13 protein-coding genes are annotated in these 17,182 nt (G+C 36.3%); 11 read left to right on the forward strand and 2 right to left on the reverse strand.

Translation table 11 applies throughout. The features are described 5' to 3' along the window. Positions 1-4: 4 nt before the first annotated feature. A complete protein-coding gene (locus AC52CF_RS08300) occupies positions 5-766 on the forward strand; it encodes a LytR/AlgR family response regulator transcription factor (RefSeq protein ID WP_375181215.1) in 762 nt (253 codons plus the stop codon). Positions 767-897: 131 nt separating this feature from the next. After that, positions 898-1,773, forward strand: coding sequence for a viperin family antiviral radical SAM protein (locus AC52CF_RS08305; protein ID WP_375181216.1), 876 nt, complete (start codon positions 898-900; stop codon positions 1,771-1,773). 578 nt (positions 1,774-2,351) lie between these two features. Here AC52CF_RS08305 and AC52CF_RS08310 read toward each other — a convergent pair. Beyond that, on the reverse strand, positions 2,352-2,708 hold the full coding sequence (locus AC52CF_RS08310; RefSeq protein ID WP_375181218.1) for a hypothetical protein: 357 nt from the start codon (positions 2,706-2,708) through the stop codon (positions 2,352-2,354). Between the two features lie 622 nt (positions 2,709-3,330). Between AC52CF_RS08310 and AC52CF_RS08315 the strand changes: the two genes are divergently transcribed. The 3 genes from AC52CF_RS08315 (at position 3,331) to AC52CF_RS08325 (ending at position 5,756) form a co-directional block, all read left to right on the forward strand. Beyond that, entirely contained in the window at positions 3,331-3,537 is a 207-nt protein-coding gene (locus AC52CF_RS08315; protein ID WP_214590011.1) for a bacteriocin-like protein, read from the forward strand. Positions 3,538-3,590: 53 nt separating this feature from the next. Further along, entirely contained in the window at positions 3,591-3,848 is a 258-nt protein-coding gene (locus tag AC52CF_RS08320) for a DUF1294 domain-containing protein (RefSeq protein WP_375181220.1), read from the forward strand. 381 nt (positions 3,849-4,229) lie between these two features. Next, a complete protein-coding gene (locus AC52CF_RS08325) occupies positions 4,230-5,756 on the forward strand; it encodes a subtype B tannase (RefSeq protein WP_375181221.1) in 1,527 nt (508 codons plus the stop codon). A 209-nt stretch (positions 5,757-5,965) separates the two neighbouring features. On the opposite strand, the gene AC52CF_RS08330 is transcribed toward AC52CF_RS08325, so the two are convergent. Beyond that, positions 5,966-6,313: a winged helix-turn-helix transcriptional regulator gene (locus tag AC52CF_RS08330; protein WP_214590008.1), complete on the reverse strand. Its 348-nt coding sequence runs from the start codon at positions 6,311-6,313 to the stop codon at positions 5,966-5,968. A 161-nt stretch (positions 6,314-6,474) separates the two neighbouring features. Between AC52CF_RS08330 and AC52CF_RS08335 the strand changes: the two genes are divergently transcribed. The 6 genes from AC52CF_RS08335 to AC52CF_RS08360 all read left to right on the forward strand — a co-directional run bounded on the left by AC52CF_RS08335 (position 6,475) and on the right by AC52CF_RS08360 (position 17,179). Continuing rightward, on the forward strand, positions 6,475-7,083 hold the full coding sequence (locus tag AC52CF_RS08335) for an SRPBCC family protein (RefSeq protein ID WP_214590007.1): 609 nt from the start codon (positions 6,475-6,477) through the stop codon (positions 7,081-7,083). A 208-nt stretch (positions 7,084-7,291) separates the two neighbouring features. After that, positions 7,292-9,097, forward strand: coding sequence for a translational GTPase TypA (gene typA / locus AC52CF_RS08340; protein ID WP_214590006.1), 1,806 nt, complete (start codon positions 7,292-7,294; stop codon positions 9,095-9,097). Between the two features lie 810 nt (positions 9,098-9,907). Then, on the forward strand, positions 9,908-11,506 hold the full coding sequence (locus AC52CF_RS08345) for a glycoside hydrolase family 10-like protein (protein WP_317195189.1): 1,599 nt from the start codon (positions 9,908-9,910) through the stop codon (positions 11,504-11,506). 602 nt (positions 11,507-12,108) lie between these two features. Further along, on the forward strand, positions 12,109-12,678 hold the full coding sequence (locus AC52CF_RS08350) for a helix-turn-helix domain-containing protein (protein ID WP_084196320.1): 570 nt from the start codon (positions 12,109-12,111) through the stop codon (positions 12,676-12,678). A gap of 363 nt (positions 12,679-13,041) precedes the next feature. Further along, complete coding sequence (locus AC52CF_RS08355; RefSeq protein ID WP_496518052.1) at positions 13,042-15,867, forward strand: TonB-dependent receptor; 2,826 nt, start codon at positions 13,042-13,044, stop codon at positions 15,865-15,867. 10 nt (positions 15,868-15,877) lie between these two features. Further along, the gene (locus AC52CF_RS08360) at positions 15,878-17,179 is read left to right on the forward strand and encodes a DUF5690 family protein (RefSeq protein WP_496518053.1); all 1,302 of its coding nucleotides are present in this window, start codon (positions 15,878-15,880) and stop codon (positions 17,177-17,179) included. Positions 17,180-17,182: the final 3 nt, after the last annotated feature.

A 17,182-nucleotide genomic window follows, 5' to 3' on the forward strand; every position in this document is an offset into this window, starting at 1 on the left:
TAAAATGCACCACACCTACCACATCGCCATCCTCGAAGACAGCCCCAAACAACTGGAAAAACTGGAGCTGTATCTTCAGCATATTCCCAATGTTCAGATTATTTTAAAAAGCAGCAGTTCAGATCATTTTTTTGAGGAACTGAAAACGGTAAAGCCGGATATTTTGCTGGCAGATTTGGATCTGGGTAACGACAGCATGACGGGAATGGAAGTAGCGCAGGAAATCAGGATTCCGGTGTTCTTTGAAAGTGTTAATACCAGAGAATACATCGAAGATATTGAGAATCTCAAGCGCGATTCCGGGATTTGTGTAGATCATATTACCAAGCCTTTTACGGAAGAAAAATTGGTTAAAAGTTTCAAAAGATTCTTACAGGAAGTGTATTTGTTTTCTAGTCTTCAGTACGTTTATCTGGATTTTAATAAAACAAAAAGAAACAGGGTTCTGATTGATGATATCGTCTATTTAAGCGCAGATAAGTCTTCCGGCTCCGAGTCCAACAACAAACAGATTCATTTCATTAACCGGAAAACGGAGAATCTTATTGATTTTTCCTTTTCGAAAATGGAAGATAAAGGACTGATGAAAAGCCAGTTTATAACGATTCATAAATCTTTCAGAGTCAATAAAAGATACATTCAGTGTTATCATAAAAAAGATGAGCACGTAGAAATCATTGTATTTGATGAAAAAAACAAGACAAAATGTCATTACCTGCCTGTGTCAGAAAATTATCAGAATGACATAAAAAAACTTTTGGGCTAAACGCTCTTATTCCTCAAAAAAAAGCTTTTGTTCCTGCGTTTCCGGTTATGTTTTCCGGAAACGCATTTTTTTGTTTTCCGGATGTTTTTTTGTTGATACTCCTGTACAATAAACAATTATTAAAACAAACAATGGAAACATCTTTTGAAGGAATAATTCCTTCCGTTAATTATCATCTCTGGGAACCCTGTAATATGAAATGCAGGTTCTGCTTTGCAACATTTCAGGAGGCTAAAAAAATACTTCCTAAAGGACATTTGCCTAAAGAACAATCTCTGGAACTGATAAAGCAGATTGCCGGAATGGGCTTAAAAAAAATAACCTTTGCAGGAGGGGAGCCTACAATATGTCCATGGATTTCAGATCTTATTGCCGCTGCAAAAGAAGCAGGGATGACTACAATGCTGGTGACCAACGGAACTAAGCTGAATGAAACGTTTTTTAAGAAAAACAAGAAGAATCTGGACTGGATCATCTTGAGTATTGACAGTCTGAATGATGAAACCAATATTAAATCGGGAAGAGCTTTTAAAGGAAAAGAGCCGTTAACTGCGGAAGCCTATAAATCGCTTATAGATGAAATTAAGAGGTATGGTTTTCAATTAAAAATCAACACAGTTGTCCATCACCTGAATTACAATGAATCTTTAATGGATCTGATTCTTTATGCTCAGCCAAAACGCTGGAAGGTATTTCAGGTTCTGCCGATGAAAGGGGAGAATGATGAACATATTGAAGAATTTATGATCAATAAACAGCAGTTCGATCATTTTATAGCGAACCATCAGTTTTTGAAAGATCGTGGAATATTGGTTTCTGAAGATAATTCTGAAATGAAAGACAGCTATGTGATGATAGATCCTGCCGGAAGATTTTTTACCAATAAAAAAAGCTTTCAGGAATACAGCAGGCCAATATTGGAAGCGGGGGCTAAAAAAGCTTATGATGAGATGGATTACAGCTATAGAAACTTTTTAGAAAGAGGGGGTTTATATCAATGGGATTAATACTTAAAAATTATATGAAAACAAAAATTACATTATCCGGTGAAGTAGCTTCCGGTATCAGTTTATTTCTTTAGGAAATTTAATCCGGAAGAGAGCAGAAAATGAAGGAATAAGTATTGTTGAATTTCAGCGAAGATGTACTGAAAATCCGGAAACTGATAAAGAAATTGACAGGGAATTCGCTGATGAATGCAATAAAAAAGAACATTTAATTATTGATTATCGTTTAGGATTTAAGTTTATTAACAATGCCTTTCATGTTTTTCTTAAAATCTCTGAGGAAGATGCGTCAGAAAGACTCAGAAAATCTGAAAGAGGTGATGAATCTTCAAAAACGATTCCTGAAAGAAACAATGCCTTTAAGAAACAATTTAAAAATGCGTATGATATAGATTATACTTTAGAATCACACTATGATCTGGTCGTGATCATCAACAACCAAATAACGCCTCAGGAAATTGTAGATATTATTTTGTCTGAGATCAAAAGTTAATTGCTGAGTAATTAATAACGCTGTCCCAAAAGTCAATCTGACTTTTGGGACAGCAGATTTTATACTTTCATTGTAAAAATGATCCTCAATTCAACACCTCCGATCCAAAAATCCTCACACAGTACTCACTCCCCAAAAATCTCGGATCACCATATTTCTCAGACCAGAAACCATCCAGAACATCTTTACTGATACAGCGGTAAACCGCCACACCTTTGTAAATTTTGAGATCTTCCCCTTCGTAGCGGAAGTTGATGACCAGAATCCCGTCTTTATAAAAGCCGGTGCCTTGCTGCAGATGATCCCCAATCATCCACTCAGCCATAATGCGTTGGTTTTCGTCGAGGGACAGCGTGAGAATCCCGTAATAAGAAACTTCCGCAGACTCTTCCTGATTGCTTCCCTGAATAGAATAGCTTCCTGCTAAATCCTGTACTGTCATTAGTTGTATTAATAAATTGTGCAAATGTAGGACTAATATGAAATTTTATAAAAGAATTTATTTAAACTTTTAAAAAGGTTCTGTATTAATAAAAGCTAATAAGTCAGTTTAAACTTTTATTTAACCGCAAAAGGCACAAAAGATCTACTAAATTTTTTATTTAAAGCTGATCATTATAAATGAAAAAGCTCACCATAGTTTTTAAAAATCTTTGATTTTTATTCATTTGAGCGCTTTGATTATTCTTGAAATTCGCTTTGCCATTATCTTTTGTCCCTTTTGCAGTTAATTATTCTGAAATTAGTTAAAAAGTTTAATATTTACAATTATTAAAAGCAAAGAAAATATATTATTGTCGAGAAGCAGAACAGGGTATTTCCATAAGAGACGACTGATGAAGCGTTTGCTTTAATGCAGATGAAATCTGCTTTTTTGTTTTGTTTAAAATGTTAATTCTGAAAACACGGACTTTACATTTAAAATTTATAGTTAAAAATGACGGTTATTATGATTAAATCTTTAAAATCAGTCCGCTAAAAATTTTTATTCAATAAATGTTGAAATATTTTGCAGTTCTAATGTTTTTTTATATTTTTATATCTCAAACTATAAAAAATATATCATGAAAAATCTAAAAAAGGTTTCTAGAAATGCGATGAAATCTATTCAGGGAGGTATCATTAAAGGTATGGTAAGATGTAAAGACCCAAATACATGCGTTGTTCAGTGGGGATGGAATGGAGGGTCATCAAGTAACTGCGGTACTTTTGATATTATTTGTGGAGAAGCTCCTCCGCAGGATCCTTGTGAATATACTTTATGTGTATAAATAAAAAAAAGAGGCTGCCTTTTGAGACAGCCTTTTTTATTTTAGATTTGCCTATGTTTTATTTTTTATTGGTAATCAATTTTTTCAGTTTCATCATTTACAGAGCAGACAAGAGAAAGGCAGAAAAACACGAGCGGAGAATTTCTGAAAAAAACCTTTTGGCGGTTTCTTTTTTCGGCGGAACTCTTGGGGCTTTTCTGGCAATGGTGATCTTCAGGCATAAAATTTCGAAGACTTCATTTGTATTAAAATTCGGATGCATTGTCTTAATTCAGGTGGTTTTCATTTACCTTTTTGAAAATGCTTTCTAAAAAGGAAGAAAAATATACAGATTTTATGACTAATATGTTAATCCCTAAGAGAATATTTTGTGATCACATTCTGCATTTAAAGTAGAAAGTTCACTTTTTATCCCGAACCTTTTTTGATGAGTAAATTTTAAAAATTTATATATTATCCCAGAAATAAATCATTTCACAACATTTTTCTTATTTAAATTACCGAAACAAATATTTTTGCTCAATAGAAATGGAGAAAAGAATAAAAGAAGAATACTTATTCTAAGAGCAGATTGATTTCTGTTACAATATTCAGATTTCGATGTTCATTCCATTTCAGAAGAACTTTTGCAATAAGATTACTAATAAAGAAATAACATTAGCTTAAGATAATATCATATCATATCATATCATATGAAAAATACGATAGTTGGTCTTTTCTGTTTTATATCGCTATTCTCTTGCGCACAAGAAAGGAAAGCCATTTCGGGCTTAAATTTTAATCCCGACAAATATGAGATTCAAACTCTTACTTACAAAGGTAAAGAAATCCGCGTAAGAGCTTTTGAGAAAATTGTTTATGTTGAAAAACCTGTAGACACAACTTATCAGGTTCTTAATTTCTATGTTCCTGAAGAATATTACAGAAATAAAAGTATTAATGGATACAATGCCCAAAATGCCCCTATATTTTTCCCTAACCAGGTAGGTGGTTATATGCCTGCTGAACCCGGATCTACAAAGTCAAACAATTTTAGACCTCCGATTAATGGCGGTGTGGCAAACGATAATAACCAGCAAAGACCACAGGGCGGTTTTGAAGACAAAAAAGAAAATACCATCTTAAAGGCCTTGGCTCATGGCTATGTAGTAGCTTCTGCGGGAGCAAGAGGGCGCACGAATAAAAATAAAGATGGCAAATACTATGGGAAAGCACCTGCCGGGCTGGTCGATTTAAAGGCTGCGATTCGTTATCTTAAACTAAACGACCGCGAAATGCCGGGCAATGCCGACAAAATTATTTCCAATGGAACCAGTGCTGGTGGTGCCATGTCAGCTTTATTGGGAGCTACCGGAGATAACCCTGATTATTTGCCTTACCTGAAAGAAATAGGAGCAGCAGAAACCAGCGATGCTATTTATGCCTCCTCTGATTACTGCCCAATTACCAATTTGGATCACGCAGACGCTGCTTATGAATGGCAGTTTTTCGGGATAAATGATTACAAAAAAGGAGGACTCTTTGGACCTCAAGCCGATACAGCTACAGAAACTTTAAATGAAAGGCAGCAGAAAGTCTCATTGGAGTTAAAAAACACATTTCCTATCTATATTAATTCTCTGAAACTTAAAGATGAAAAGGGAAATCTCCTCACATTAAATAGTAGTGGAAATGGTTCTTTCAAAGAGTTTTTGAAGACAAAAGTAATTGTATCAGCTAATGTCGCATTAAAGGCAGGAACTGATCTTTTCGGAAGATCCTTTCTTATCATAAAAAACGGAATAGTAACAGACATTAATTGGGATGAGTATGTACGCTATATGCAAAGACAAAAAACACCACCTGCTTTTGATGCGCTGGATTTATCAGCAGCAGAAAATACAGAGTTTGGAACAGAAAGTTTTAATGCAAAACATTTTACTGAATATAGCTTAAAAAATAGTACCGTAAGTAATGCAGTGATAGCGGATAAACAAATCGTAAAAATGATGAATCCTATGAATTATATCGGGGATGCTCATACAAAAGCAGCAAAATATTGGAGAATTCGTCACGGTTCAAAAGATAAAGATACTGGTTTGGCGATTTCTGCTATTTTAGCTGTGAGACTTGCAAACCAAGGCTATCACGTAGACTATGCATTGCCTTGGGACAAACCTCATAGTGGAGATTACGATTTGGATGAGCTTTTCCAGTGGATAGATCAGATTTCCAAATAAAAAATAGATAGAATTTTAAACTCTTTTGATTATTAGGAGCAATTCGTTTGTGTCTTCGGAAAGTATTATTAGAAATATTAATTTTCCGAAGATTTTTTATTAAATTCTAAAAAGGACTCATTTGTTTCACTAACTTTCAAATACTGCGAAACGAAAACCCGCAAATTATTTCTTCATTTTTTTCCAAGTATTTAGCGATAACGAATCATCTATGATTTGTTTTTCTTTTCGGCTACATAATGTCCCCATTTATTAATAACATCCAAAGCAGGAATAAACGTTCTGCCAAATTGAGTCAGACTGTAGAATACTTTTACCGGAGCTTTATCTCCATCTACAGTTCTAGATATTAAACCGTCTGATTCTAAATTTTTTAACTGTAAACTGAGTGTCATCTCTGTAATTACTTCAATTTCTTTTCGCAGTTCATTAAAACGTTTGTCTCCGTCTTTAAGATGATATAAGATAACAGCTTTCCATTTTCCACCGACTAAATCCATTGCGAGACTTATTGTACAAGGATAATATTTTCCTTCAACTTCTATGTTTTTTCCCATTGTTTTTACATATCAATTTTGATAGTTCTTGCAAAAATAGATAACTATTAATAATTTTGCAACTATAATTACTTTAGTTAGTTATTAAACAGATGTAATATCAATTTAAAGAGATTCTTTTTATATTAAAAGATATTTATAATTGTAAAATTTTTAAATTTTTGCAGGCAGGAATATTTTTCAATATTAATTTTAGCGGTGACTTTTTATTAAAACAACTTACTCAATATAAATCATATACAATGAAGCAAAATGCTATAATATGGCCGGAAAAATATACTCCGGGCACAACAGACAATTACTGTTCAAATGAGGTGATCGTAAAAGATATAACCGCCTCTGAGGTTTGGCCTTACCTTACTAATCCGTTTACTTGGCCAACCTATTACTCCAATTCTTCAGATATTGAATTTTTAAAAGCTGGCGATAATGAATTGTATCATGATGTACGCTTCCGATTCAAGACTTTTGGTTTTCCGATAGAGGCTCAAGTTACCGAGTTTGTGCCTCCTTCAGAAAATGAACCTGCAAGACTAGCTTGGCATGGTTGGGCAGAAGGTGATGAAGAGACTCGGTTGGACGTAATCCACGCGTGGCTTATCGAAGATCTGCCGGGTAACAGAGTACGCATTCTCACTCAGGAAAGTCAAATTGGTAAGCCTGCGCAGCAATTGGCTAAACAAAAGCCAAATCCAATGATAAATGGTCATCAGGAATGGCTTGAAGGCTTGATAGACGCTATCATTAAATCAAACGATACACGACTTTAGTGTAAATATTTAAATCCTCTATGCTTACAGAATTTCTTTGAGCAAATATATTTGTGCACAACCACAAAACTTGACATAATATTTCTAATTATGAGGATTTTTTTAGATGCTAATATTTAAATTCCTCATTATGAATTTGTTAATTATCAAAAGTTATTGGTGAATATTTCATTAAAAATCACTATTTTTGCACCCGTAAAAATCTTATATGCAAAACATTAGAAATATTGCGATTATCGCACACGTTGACCACGGTAAGACTACTTTGGTCGACAAGATCATCCACGCTACCAACATTTTCAGAGAAAATCAGGAGAGTGGGGAGTTAATTATGGATAACAACGATCTTGAAAGAGAAAGAGGGATCACGATCTTATCCAAGAATATTTCTGTTACTTATAAAGACACGAAAATTAACGTAATTGATACACCGGGTCACGCCGATTTCGGAGGAGAGGTAGAAAGAGTACTTAAAATGGCAGACGGGGTAATTTTGTTGGTGGATGCGTTCGAAGGACCAATGCCACAGACAAGATTCGTACTTCAGAAAGCTTTGGAGCTTGGTTTAAGACCATTGGTGGTAATCAATAAAGTAGATAAGCCAAACTGCCGTCCGGATGAGGTTCACGATCAGGTATTCGATCTTTTCTTCAACCTGGATGCTACTGAAGAGCAATTGGATTTCCCAACGTTCTACGGTTCTTCTAAACAGGGATGGTTCAACACTTCATTAGAGCAGACGGAAGATATTTTACCATTACTGGATGGTATTTTACAGTACGTTCCTGCACCGAAAGTTACAGAAGGTACCCTTCAGATGCAGATTACTTCTCTTGATTATTCTTCTTTCTTAGGAAGAATCGCAATCGGAAAAGTAACGAGAGGGGAAATTAAAGAATCTCAGTGGATCGGTCTTGCTCAGGCAGACGGAAAAATAGCAAAAGGAAAAGTAAAAGAATTATACGTTTTCGAAGGTTTAGGAAAGAAAAAAGTAACTGAAGTTCAGGCAGGAGATATCTGTGCTGTGGTAGGTTTCGACGCGTTCCAGATCGGAGATTCTTTCGTAGATCTTGAAAATCCTGAGCCATTGGAAAGAACGGCAATTGACGAGCCTACGCTGAACATGACGTTCTCCATCAACAATTCACCTTTCTTCGGGAAAGACGGTAAATATGTAACGTCTAACCACTTAAAAGAAAGATTAACCAAAGAATTAGAGAAAAACTTAGCATTAAGAGTTCAGCAGACCGACGATGCCAATACCTTCCTTGTTTTCGGTAGAGGTATTCTTCACTTATCAGTTCTTATCGAAACCATGAGAAGAGAAGGATATGAAATGACGATCGGTCAGCCACAGGTAATCCTTAGAGAAATCGACGGAGTAAGCTGTGAGCCTTACGAATCTTTGGTAGTAGACGTTCCTGAAGAATATGCTTCAAGAGTAATCGACCTTGCTACCCAGAGAAAAGGAGACCTTCACATCATGGAAACCAAAGGGGAGATGCAGCACATGGAATTCGAAATTCCTTCAAGAGGTCTGATCGGATTGCGTTCTCAGATGTTAACCGCGACTGCGGGAGAAGCGATCATGGCACACCGTTTTACAGAATACAAGCCTTTCAAAGGAGCTATTCCGGGAAGAAACAACGGGGTGTTGATCAGCAAAACGCAAGGACCGGCTACAGAATATTCCATCAACAAACTACAGGACAGAGGCAAGTTCTTCGTAGATCCGGGAGAGGAAATCTACGCAGGAATGATCATCGGTGAGCAGAACAAACCGGGTGACCTTGTGGTAAACATCGTGGAAGCGAAGCAGCTGAACAACATGAGAGCCGCAGGTAAAGATAAAGATACAGGCGTTGCTCCGAAGATCTTATTCTCTCTTGAAGAATGTATGGAATATATCCAGAGTGATGAAGCGATTGAGGTAACTCCGAACTTCATCCGTATGAGAAAGAAATTGCTTTCTGAAGAAGACAGAAAAAAAGTGGAAAGAGCGGCTAAAGCTTAATTCAGTTTTTATAATAATAAAGCTCCGGTTTTTCGGGGCTTTTTTGTTTTAAATTAAAATTCAATCTGTCATTCTGAATGGAATTTTGCGAAGCATTATGAAATGAAGAATCTTTTTAGAAATTAATCAAAATGGTATGGATTTTACTTGCTTTAAATATTCGGTAAAAGTTCTGGCTTTGGTCAAAATTAATATAAAACTTGTCTAAACTTTTTTACCGCAAAAGATGCAAAAGATTGTAACACTGTAATTGTTTAAGTTTAATAATTAAATGGGAAAAAAAGAGCACATAAGTTTAAAAAAATCTAAAGATTTTTTCTCTCTGCATACTTTTGAAATGCTTTGAATAAATCCAATAAAGTCTTTTGTCTTTTGCGGTAAAATTTAGAAGCTGTTTAAAGTAAAAGAGTTTGCTCCTTTAGGAGCAGAATCTGTGTAGAAACAAGAATAAATCCGTCAATCAATCCATAGGATTGATATCTATACTGCGATAAATTTTCTAAAGATAGCGTTCCTACGGAACGCAGAACGCCTTGTGAATATGTTTTCTATACAGATAAAAACTCTATAGAATTTTCTGCCATTTTACTTTAAACAACTTTTTAAAATGACTCTAAACAAACTTATAAGTAAGGAAATCTTTTAGAGTTTACCTGAGTGAAACGCCTTCGCAAACTTAAAAGCAGTCAATAGTCAAAAAAACTTTGCGTTAAAGCATCAGTAATTTTAAATCAAAGTCCAAATAATTCATTTTATTATTGTAATTTAAAATCAACAAAATAAATTAATGTAGTTTTGCAGACTATGAAAATGAATACCCTAAAAATGATCGTTTTATCGGGATTTTTTACATCATTTGTTGCCTGTTCCACACAGAACAACGCAGTGAAAGCTTCCACTCCTGTAAAAAATTCCGTAAAATCCAATATACCGAAACCGCCGCTTCCCATAACCAGTACAGATTCTTCGGCAGTACCTCCGAATGACGACACTTTCCGAACCAATCTCCCGGAAATCAAAAGAGAATTTCGCGGAGCATGGATTGCAAGTGTTGCCAATATCAACTGGCCTTCAAGAAATAATTTATCCGTCGATCAGCAGAAGGCAGAAGCCATTTCCATGCTGGATATGCTGAAAGACAACAACTTTAATGCGGTGATTTTTCAGGTAAGACCTTCCGCAGATGCTTTGTACACCAGTAATCTGGAACCTTGGTCGTATTTCCTGACCGGACAGACCGGAGCCGCTCCTTATCCGAATTATGATCCTTTGCAGTTCTGGATTGAAGAATCCCACAAGAGAGGACTGGAACTTCATGTGTGGCTGAATCCGTACCGCGCCCATCATTCGAACGGAGGCTCGCCCAACAGTTTATCTATGGTGAATAAGCTTTCCGATATCGTTATCCGCCTGAAAAACGGAATGTACTGGTTTGATCCGGCTGATCCGAAAACGCAGGGACACGTTTCGAACGTGGTAAAAGATATCGTAACGAGATATGATATTGATGCCGTGCATTTTGATGACTATTTTTATCCTTACGCAACCTATAATAAAGGAGCCGATTTTCCGGACAATAAAACCTGGAATGCGTACGTAAGCAGCGGAGGAACCTTAACGAGAGCCGACTGGAGAAGAGATAATGTGAATAAATTTGTTGAAAGAATCTACAAAGAAATCCACGCAGAAAAGAACTATGTACGATTCGGGATCAGTCCGTTCGGGATCTGGAAACCCGGTTATCCGGAAGGTGTGGTTGGTTCTTCTCAGTATGATGAGCTGTATGCAGATGCTAAATTATGGTTAAATAAAGGCTGGGTAGATTATTTCTCGCCACAGTTGTACTGGCCGATAGAATCGAAAGGACAGCCGTTTGAAGGCTTATTGAACTGGTGGAAATCTGAAAACACCATGAACCGACATCTGTGGCCGGGCTTGAATACGGTAGAAATTAAAACTTCAGACCGTCCGACAGAAATTAAAAATCAGATCGAAATATCACGTCAGGTGTTAGGGAAAGATGCAGGGGAAATCCACTGGAGTATTGCCGGATTAACCAAAAATGCCAATATGCTTCCCACCCTGAAAAACGGTCCTTATAAAGAAAAAGCATTGGTTCCTAAAACATCGTGGATAAAAGCCGTCCCTCTGCAGACCCCGACTTTGTTCATTAATGATAATGGAAATTCTGCGCAGGTAAGCTGGAGCGTAAAGAATATAAAAGATGTTTTTCAATGGGTGCTTTTCACCCAGTACAACGGAGTCTGGGAAACCGAAATTCTTACACTGGATCAGCTTTCCAGAGAAATTCCTAAAAATAAAGACGGAAAAGTACTGAATGCAGTGGCGATCAAAGCAATTGACCGATTAGGAAATGAAAGCGATTATATCGCCAAGAAAATAAAGTAATTTTAATAAATACAGATAAATAAACTCAGCAGTCTTAAACAGGCTGCTGGGTTTTTTATTTTAACCACAAAGTCACAAAAGATTTTAAATAATTTTTACACTTTATATCAGAACACATTGGTTTTTGAAAATCTTTGATTTTCTTCTTATGTGATCTTATTTTAAAGAAATTAATGTAAAAAAACTTATGTGACCTTATGTGTTATATCTAAAAAAAACTGTCATTCTGAATGGAATTTTGCGAAGCATTATGCAATGAAGAATCTCTAGTCTGAAGTTATTTTAGATTTTTCGGCTCCACTTCGTTTCGCTCAAAATGACAGTGTTGAAGATTTAATGTAAGATTTTTTTTCAAACACATAAGTCACATAAGATTTTAAATAATCAGCGTATCATATGCAAGAACACATTAGTTTTTAAAAATCTTTGATTTTTATGCTTTTTGAGTTCTTTAATTATTGTGAAATTGAGCTTTATCATTATCTTTTGCGCCTTTTGTGGTTAAATTTCCCCCAAATTCCGGATAGTTGAGAAGAATTGTCATTTAATATAGTAAATTTGCTTTTGCATATAATAACCGGATCTGGCTAACTGTAAATGATATGAATGATTTTTTAATAGGCATTGGAAAAAGACTGAAAGACATCAGAAAAAAAAATAATTTAACCATTAACGAATTAGCTTTCAGAGCCAATGTAAGCAACGGGCTTGTTTCCAGAATAGAAAACGGCAGAACGATTCCTTCGCTTCCCGTGCTGTTGGATTTAATCCAGTCTCTGGAAATTGATGCAAGTTATTTTTTTGAGGGGGTTGAGAAAAAATCAAACGCCAAATTCATTTATCTGCCCAAAGAAAACCAGCAGCTTATTGAAAAAGAAGTGGAAGCCGAAGGGTTTAAATACATGCATATCTTCAGCAAAAGCCTTCATTCTTTAGGTTTTGAAGCGGTTTTACTTACGCTTGAACCCAATGCCAAAAGAGAAAAAGTAATTACCGACGCATGGGAATTCAAATATATTCTGAAAGGAGAAGTGAAATATCTGATCGATAATGAAGAAGTGATATTAAAAGAAGGAGATTCCCTTTATTTCAACGGAAAATTCCCGCACGTTCCGGTGAGCATCAGTAATGAAAGCTGCATTATGCTGGTTTTGTATTTTTACTCAGGATAAATTTTACATCTCTTTTTTAATTGTTTATTTACAAATATTCAATTATTGTTTTTCATAAAAGTTTACAAATACTCAACTTTCTGTTTTTTATCAATCCTTCTGATTTAACTTTAAATTAATCTTTGAGCGTTTGTTTTTTTGAAAATTTTATTAAACAAATACGCATTGCATATGGTGTTCCGTCTTCTGAAACACTGATTAACACTCATATTTTTCCATTATAAAAGAAAAATACGATACTTTTTGCAGGTAAAACTGAGGTAACAATTCTGCTTCATTTATTAAACATTACTTAATATAAAATAATTACATATATTAAAATTATTGACTTGTTTTGCGGTATAAATTTAATATATGTAAACAATGGAGCCGATAATAAAAAAATCTCTATTCCCTCTTTTTGCCTGTTGCAGTATCTTTATCTCTGCCCAGCAACAGATCGTTACAGGAATTGTTTCAGACCATAATCAGCCGCTTCCGGGAGCTGCCGTAAAGGTTGCCGGAACCTCCAAAATCATCATGACCGATTTAGAAGGAAAGTTTTCCGTCAATGATCTGAAACCGGGGCATTATGACCTGCAGATCTCTTATATTGGTTTTGAAAATCAGAATATTACAATAGATCTGAAGTCTCAGCAGACTATGGATCTGGGAATGATCTCCATGCTTCAGAAACAGAAAAACATTGATGAAGTCATCGTTACCGGATCTCTGAAAAACAGCGAGGCAAGAGCTTTAAATCTTCAGAAAAACGCAATCAATATTTCCAACGTTATTGCTTCCGACGGAATCGGAAAATTACCGGACCGAAATGCTGCGGAAACCGTTCAGCGTGTACAGGGAGTCTCCATAGAGAGAGATCAGGGCGAAGGAAGATTTGTTTCTCTGAGAGGATTGCCGCCTTTCTGGGCATCAACAACCATCAACGGAAACAGGCTTCCCACAGCGGAAGAGGAAACCACCTCCAGAGCAACCGCTTTCGATTTTTTTCCGACAGAACTTATCTCTTATGTTCATGTGAACAAATCTTTCACTCCCGATATGGAAGCCGACGGAATCGGAGGCGGCGTGAATTTCATTACGAAAACACCACCCATGAAAACCGAGTTCAAAGCAACACTGGGAAGCGGTTACAATGCTAAATCTGATAAAGGAGTCTACAACATCGGACTGCTTTACGGCGGAAGAACAAAGGATAAAAAATTCGGGTATTTATTCAATTTTGCACACTTCATCCGAAACTGGTCTACCGATAATTTTGAAGCGAAAAGAAGCGGAGACGAAGGTGTTTTCAGGTTAGAGCTTCGCGATTACAACGGAGTGAGAAAAACGACAGGAATTAACACTGCTTTTGAATATGTGCTGTCTCCAAAAACCACATTTTATCTTAAAGGAATGTACGGAACGCTGTCTGATGATGAAACGCACTACAAACACAGAATCCGTTTTGATAAATTCAGTTCCGCCAACAACACCGCAAGAGTGGAATTGCAGAACATCCGTAACCGTCTGATTACAGAATTAACTTCGGTTTCTTTAGGCGCAGTTCATCAGTTAAACAAAGGGAAGATCGACTGGGATCTATCGTATTATGACAATAAATTCAAGTACGGAAATATTCCGGATAAACAGAACAATTCCTATTTTGTCATCAAGTATAGCCAATCCGGAGTGGGAATTGATCCGGCTTATATTGCCAATCACGGAATCGGTCCAAGAGCTTACTGGAAAGCCGATGGCGGAAAATTAGACTATAAAGATCCGGACGCATTATTTGGCTTTTACAGCGATCCCAATTTTAAAATGGATGCTTCCAAAATGAGATTTACCGATCTGGAATTTTACAAAGTCTTTGTTGAGGAAAAGGATAAGATTGTCGCTGCTTTTAACCATGAGATCAATGCCTCAGACCGTTTAACCTTAAAATACGGCTTCAAATACAGGGATAAAGAACGGAACGCCAGATTCTCGGATATTTTCTACAACTGGAACAACGGAACAGCACCGCTTTTATCAGATTTTGGACAATATATTACGAGTCAGGCAAATGGCTCTCAGTATTTAAGCGAAATGAACACCCACATCGGGAATACGTTCGGCCCTGTTCTGTCGACATCGGGAATGGATCAGTTCTGGTTGCAGAATCAGGGAAATTTAAAGATCAATACAGCCGATTCTGAAGCTCTGGAATACAATAAAGCACTCGGAAGAAATTTCGATGTCTTTGAGAAACACGCCGATGCTTATGGAATGGGAACGTATAAAGTGAATGGTAAGATCACCATTTTAGGAGGGATCAGATTATCAGATACCAATACCAAAGTAAAAGGATATAATGTAATCAATAATACCCTTGTTCCTGTTGAAAACACAAAAAAATATCTTGCCGTTTTGCCGATGCTGCATATTAAATACGCTCTAAATGATAAAATAAATCTGCGTTTTGCCGCCACGAGAACATTTTCCAGACCCAATTTCGGAGATTTAACGCCGGGAGGAACATACAGCGAAGCGGACAACGAATTCAAAGGCGGAAACCCGAATCTGAATCCGACCTATTCCCTGAATTTTGATCTGATGGGAGAGTACTATTTTTCAAACGTGGGAATTCTGAGTGGGGGAGTATTCTATAAATCTATTACAGACCCGATTTTTCAGGATTCTTTCATCGGAAACTACAACGGAATAAACGGCGTACAGTTCACCGCACCAAATAACGGAAAAGCAGCTTCACTAAGCGGAATCGAATTGGGCATCAACAGAAGATTCGATTTTTTACCCGGTTTCCTGCAGTATTTCGGAACACAGCTTAACGCCACTTTTATGGATTCTGAAATGGTAAAACCAGGCGGAAGAAAAGTAAAACTTCCTTATCAGGCAAAAGAATTATACAATGTTCAGTTGTTTTTCGAGAAAAAAGGATTCAACGCAAGACTGGCATACAATTACAAAGGCAAATATGCTGTGGAATATGCGGAAGACGATATCAATGATTCTTATTACGGAAAATACAGCAGTCTGGATTTCGGAGGTTCTTATCAGTTTACCAAACATATTCTTTTGTACGCGGATGTGAATAATATTCTGAATAAACCGCTTATTTACCATTTTGGAAAAGACGAAACCCGACCGGAACAGGTTGAATATTACGGCGTAAGATGCAATTTGGGAATAAAATTTAATTTCTAACCGGATCATCATGATAAAAGCGGTCAATAAAAAAACAGCAGTAACCCTTAAAGCGGCTTTTGCGGCATTTGGAGTGTACTTTTGCATGTACGGTTTCCGGAAACCCTTTACAGTTGCCTCTTTCAAAGGACTTTCTTATTTCGGGATCGACTATAAAGTTTTGATAATCATTGCGCAGGTTATGGGATATTTTATCTCAAAGTTTCTTGGAATTAAGTTTATTTCAGAACTAAAGCCGGAAAATAGGATCTTCTATTTATTCATTTTTATTGTAGTGGCAGAACTTGCTTTGCTGGGTTTTGCCGTCATTCCTGCTCCATACAATATTCTTTGTATGTTCATTAACGGGATTCCGCTCGGGATGATCTGGGGAATCGTTTTTTCTTATATTGAAGGAAGGAAAACAACAGAAATCATCGGTTTGTTTTTGTGTTCGAGCTTTGTGGTTTCTTCAGGATTTACAAAATCCGCAGGAAAGTTTTTGATGGATACTTTCTCTGTTTCAGAATTCTGGATGCCTTTTTCGGCAGGATTATTATTCATTATTCCGTTGCTCATATTCGGACTGATGCTGGAAAAACTTCCGCAGCCTACGGAAGAAGACATTCTGTTAAAAAACAAAAGAGAGCCGCTTCATAAAGCAGAAAGAAAAAAAATCATTCAGCAGTTTCTGGTTCCGATGGTCTGCATTACATTGTTGTACGTAAGTCTTACAGTTTTAAGGGACTTCAGAGATAATTTCAACCGCGAGATATGGGATAATCTGCACATCAGATTCAGCAGCTCTGTCTTTACCTTAACGGAAATTCCGATTGCTGTTATGGTGCTTCTGATCTTAGGTTTTATGGTGAAGATCAAAAACAACAGAAAAGCTTTTGCCTGGTATCATTATCTTCTTTTTGGAGGGATTTTAACCGTAGGTTTTTCAACCTTTTTATTTGAAAGCACTGTTATATCGCCTTTTTTATGGATGGTTCTTTCAGGTTTCGGAATGTACCTCTGTTATATCCCGTTCAACGGAATTTATTTCGACAGAATGATTGCTGCTTTCAATATCAAAGGAAATGTAGGGTTTCTGATTTATCTCGTAGATTCTTTCGGGTATTTGGGAAGTGTTCTGATTCTGCTTTACAAAAATTTTGGCTCACCTCAGACTTCATGGCTGAATTTTTATATCCGCCTAAACTACATCATTGTAGCCATTGTGCTGATTTCTTCCTTCATCGCATTGGTTGCATTCAGAAGAAAATCAGGAAAAAATGAAATCAATAAAAAACCATACATCAGTTTTGATCCTTCGAAAAGTATATAAATT

Source organism: Chryseobacterium sp. 2P (assembly GCF_059579425.1).

Bases quoted from the DNA above. Each gene is read 5' to 3' on its own strand.
- AC52CF_RS08300 (WP_375181215.1), top strand. From the start codon at position 5: ATGCACCACACCTACCACATCGCCATCCTCGAAGACAGCCCCAAACAA.
- AC52CF_RS08305 (WP_375181216.1), top strand. From the start codon at position 898: ATGGAAACATCTTTTGAAGGAATAATTCCTTCCGTTAATTATCATCTC.
- AC52CF_RS08310 (WP_375181218.1), bottom strand. From the start codon at position 2,708: ATGACAGTACAGGATTTAGCAGGAAGCTATTCTATTCAGGGAAGCAAT.
- AC52CF_RS08315 (WP_214590011.1), top strand. From the start codon at position 3,331: ATGAAAAATCTAAAAAAGGTTTCTAGAAATGCGATGAAATCTATTCAG.
- AC52CF_RS08320 (WP_375181220.1), top strand. From the start codon at position 3,591: ATGTTTTATTTTTTATTGGTAATCAATTTTTTCAGTTTCATCATTTAC.
- AC52CF_RS08325 (WP_375181221.1), top strand. From the start codon at position 4,230: ATGAAAAATACGATAGTTGGTCTTTTCTGTTTTATATCGCTATTCTCT.
- AC52CF_RS08330 (WP_214590008.1), bottom strand. From the start codon at position 6,313: ATGGGAAAAAACATAGAAGTTGAAGGAAAATATTATCCTTGTACAATA.
- typA (WP_214590006.1), top strand. From the start codon at position 7,292: ATGCAAAACATTAGAAATATTGCGATTATCGCACACGTTGACCACGGT.
- AC52CF_RS08345 (WP_317195189.1), top strand. From the start codon at position 9,908: ATGAATACCCTAAAAATGATCGTTTTATCGGGATTTTTTACATCATTT.
- AC52CF_RS08350 (WP_084196320.1), top strand. From the start codon at position 12,109: ATGAATGATTTTTTAATAGGCATTGGAAAAAGACTGAAAGACATCAGA.
- AC52CF_RS08355 (WP_496518052.1), top strand. From the start codon at position 13,042: ATGGAGCCGATAATAAAAAAATCTCTATTCCCTCTTTTTGCCTGTTGC.
- AC52CF_RS08360 (WP_496518053.1), top strand. From the start codon at position 15,878: ATGATAAAAGCGGTCAATAAAAAAACAGCAGTAACCCTTAAAGCGGCT.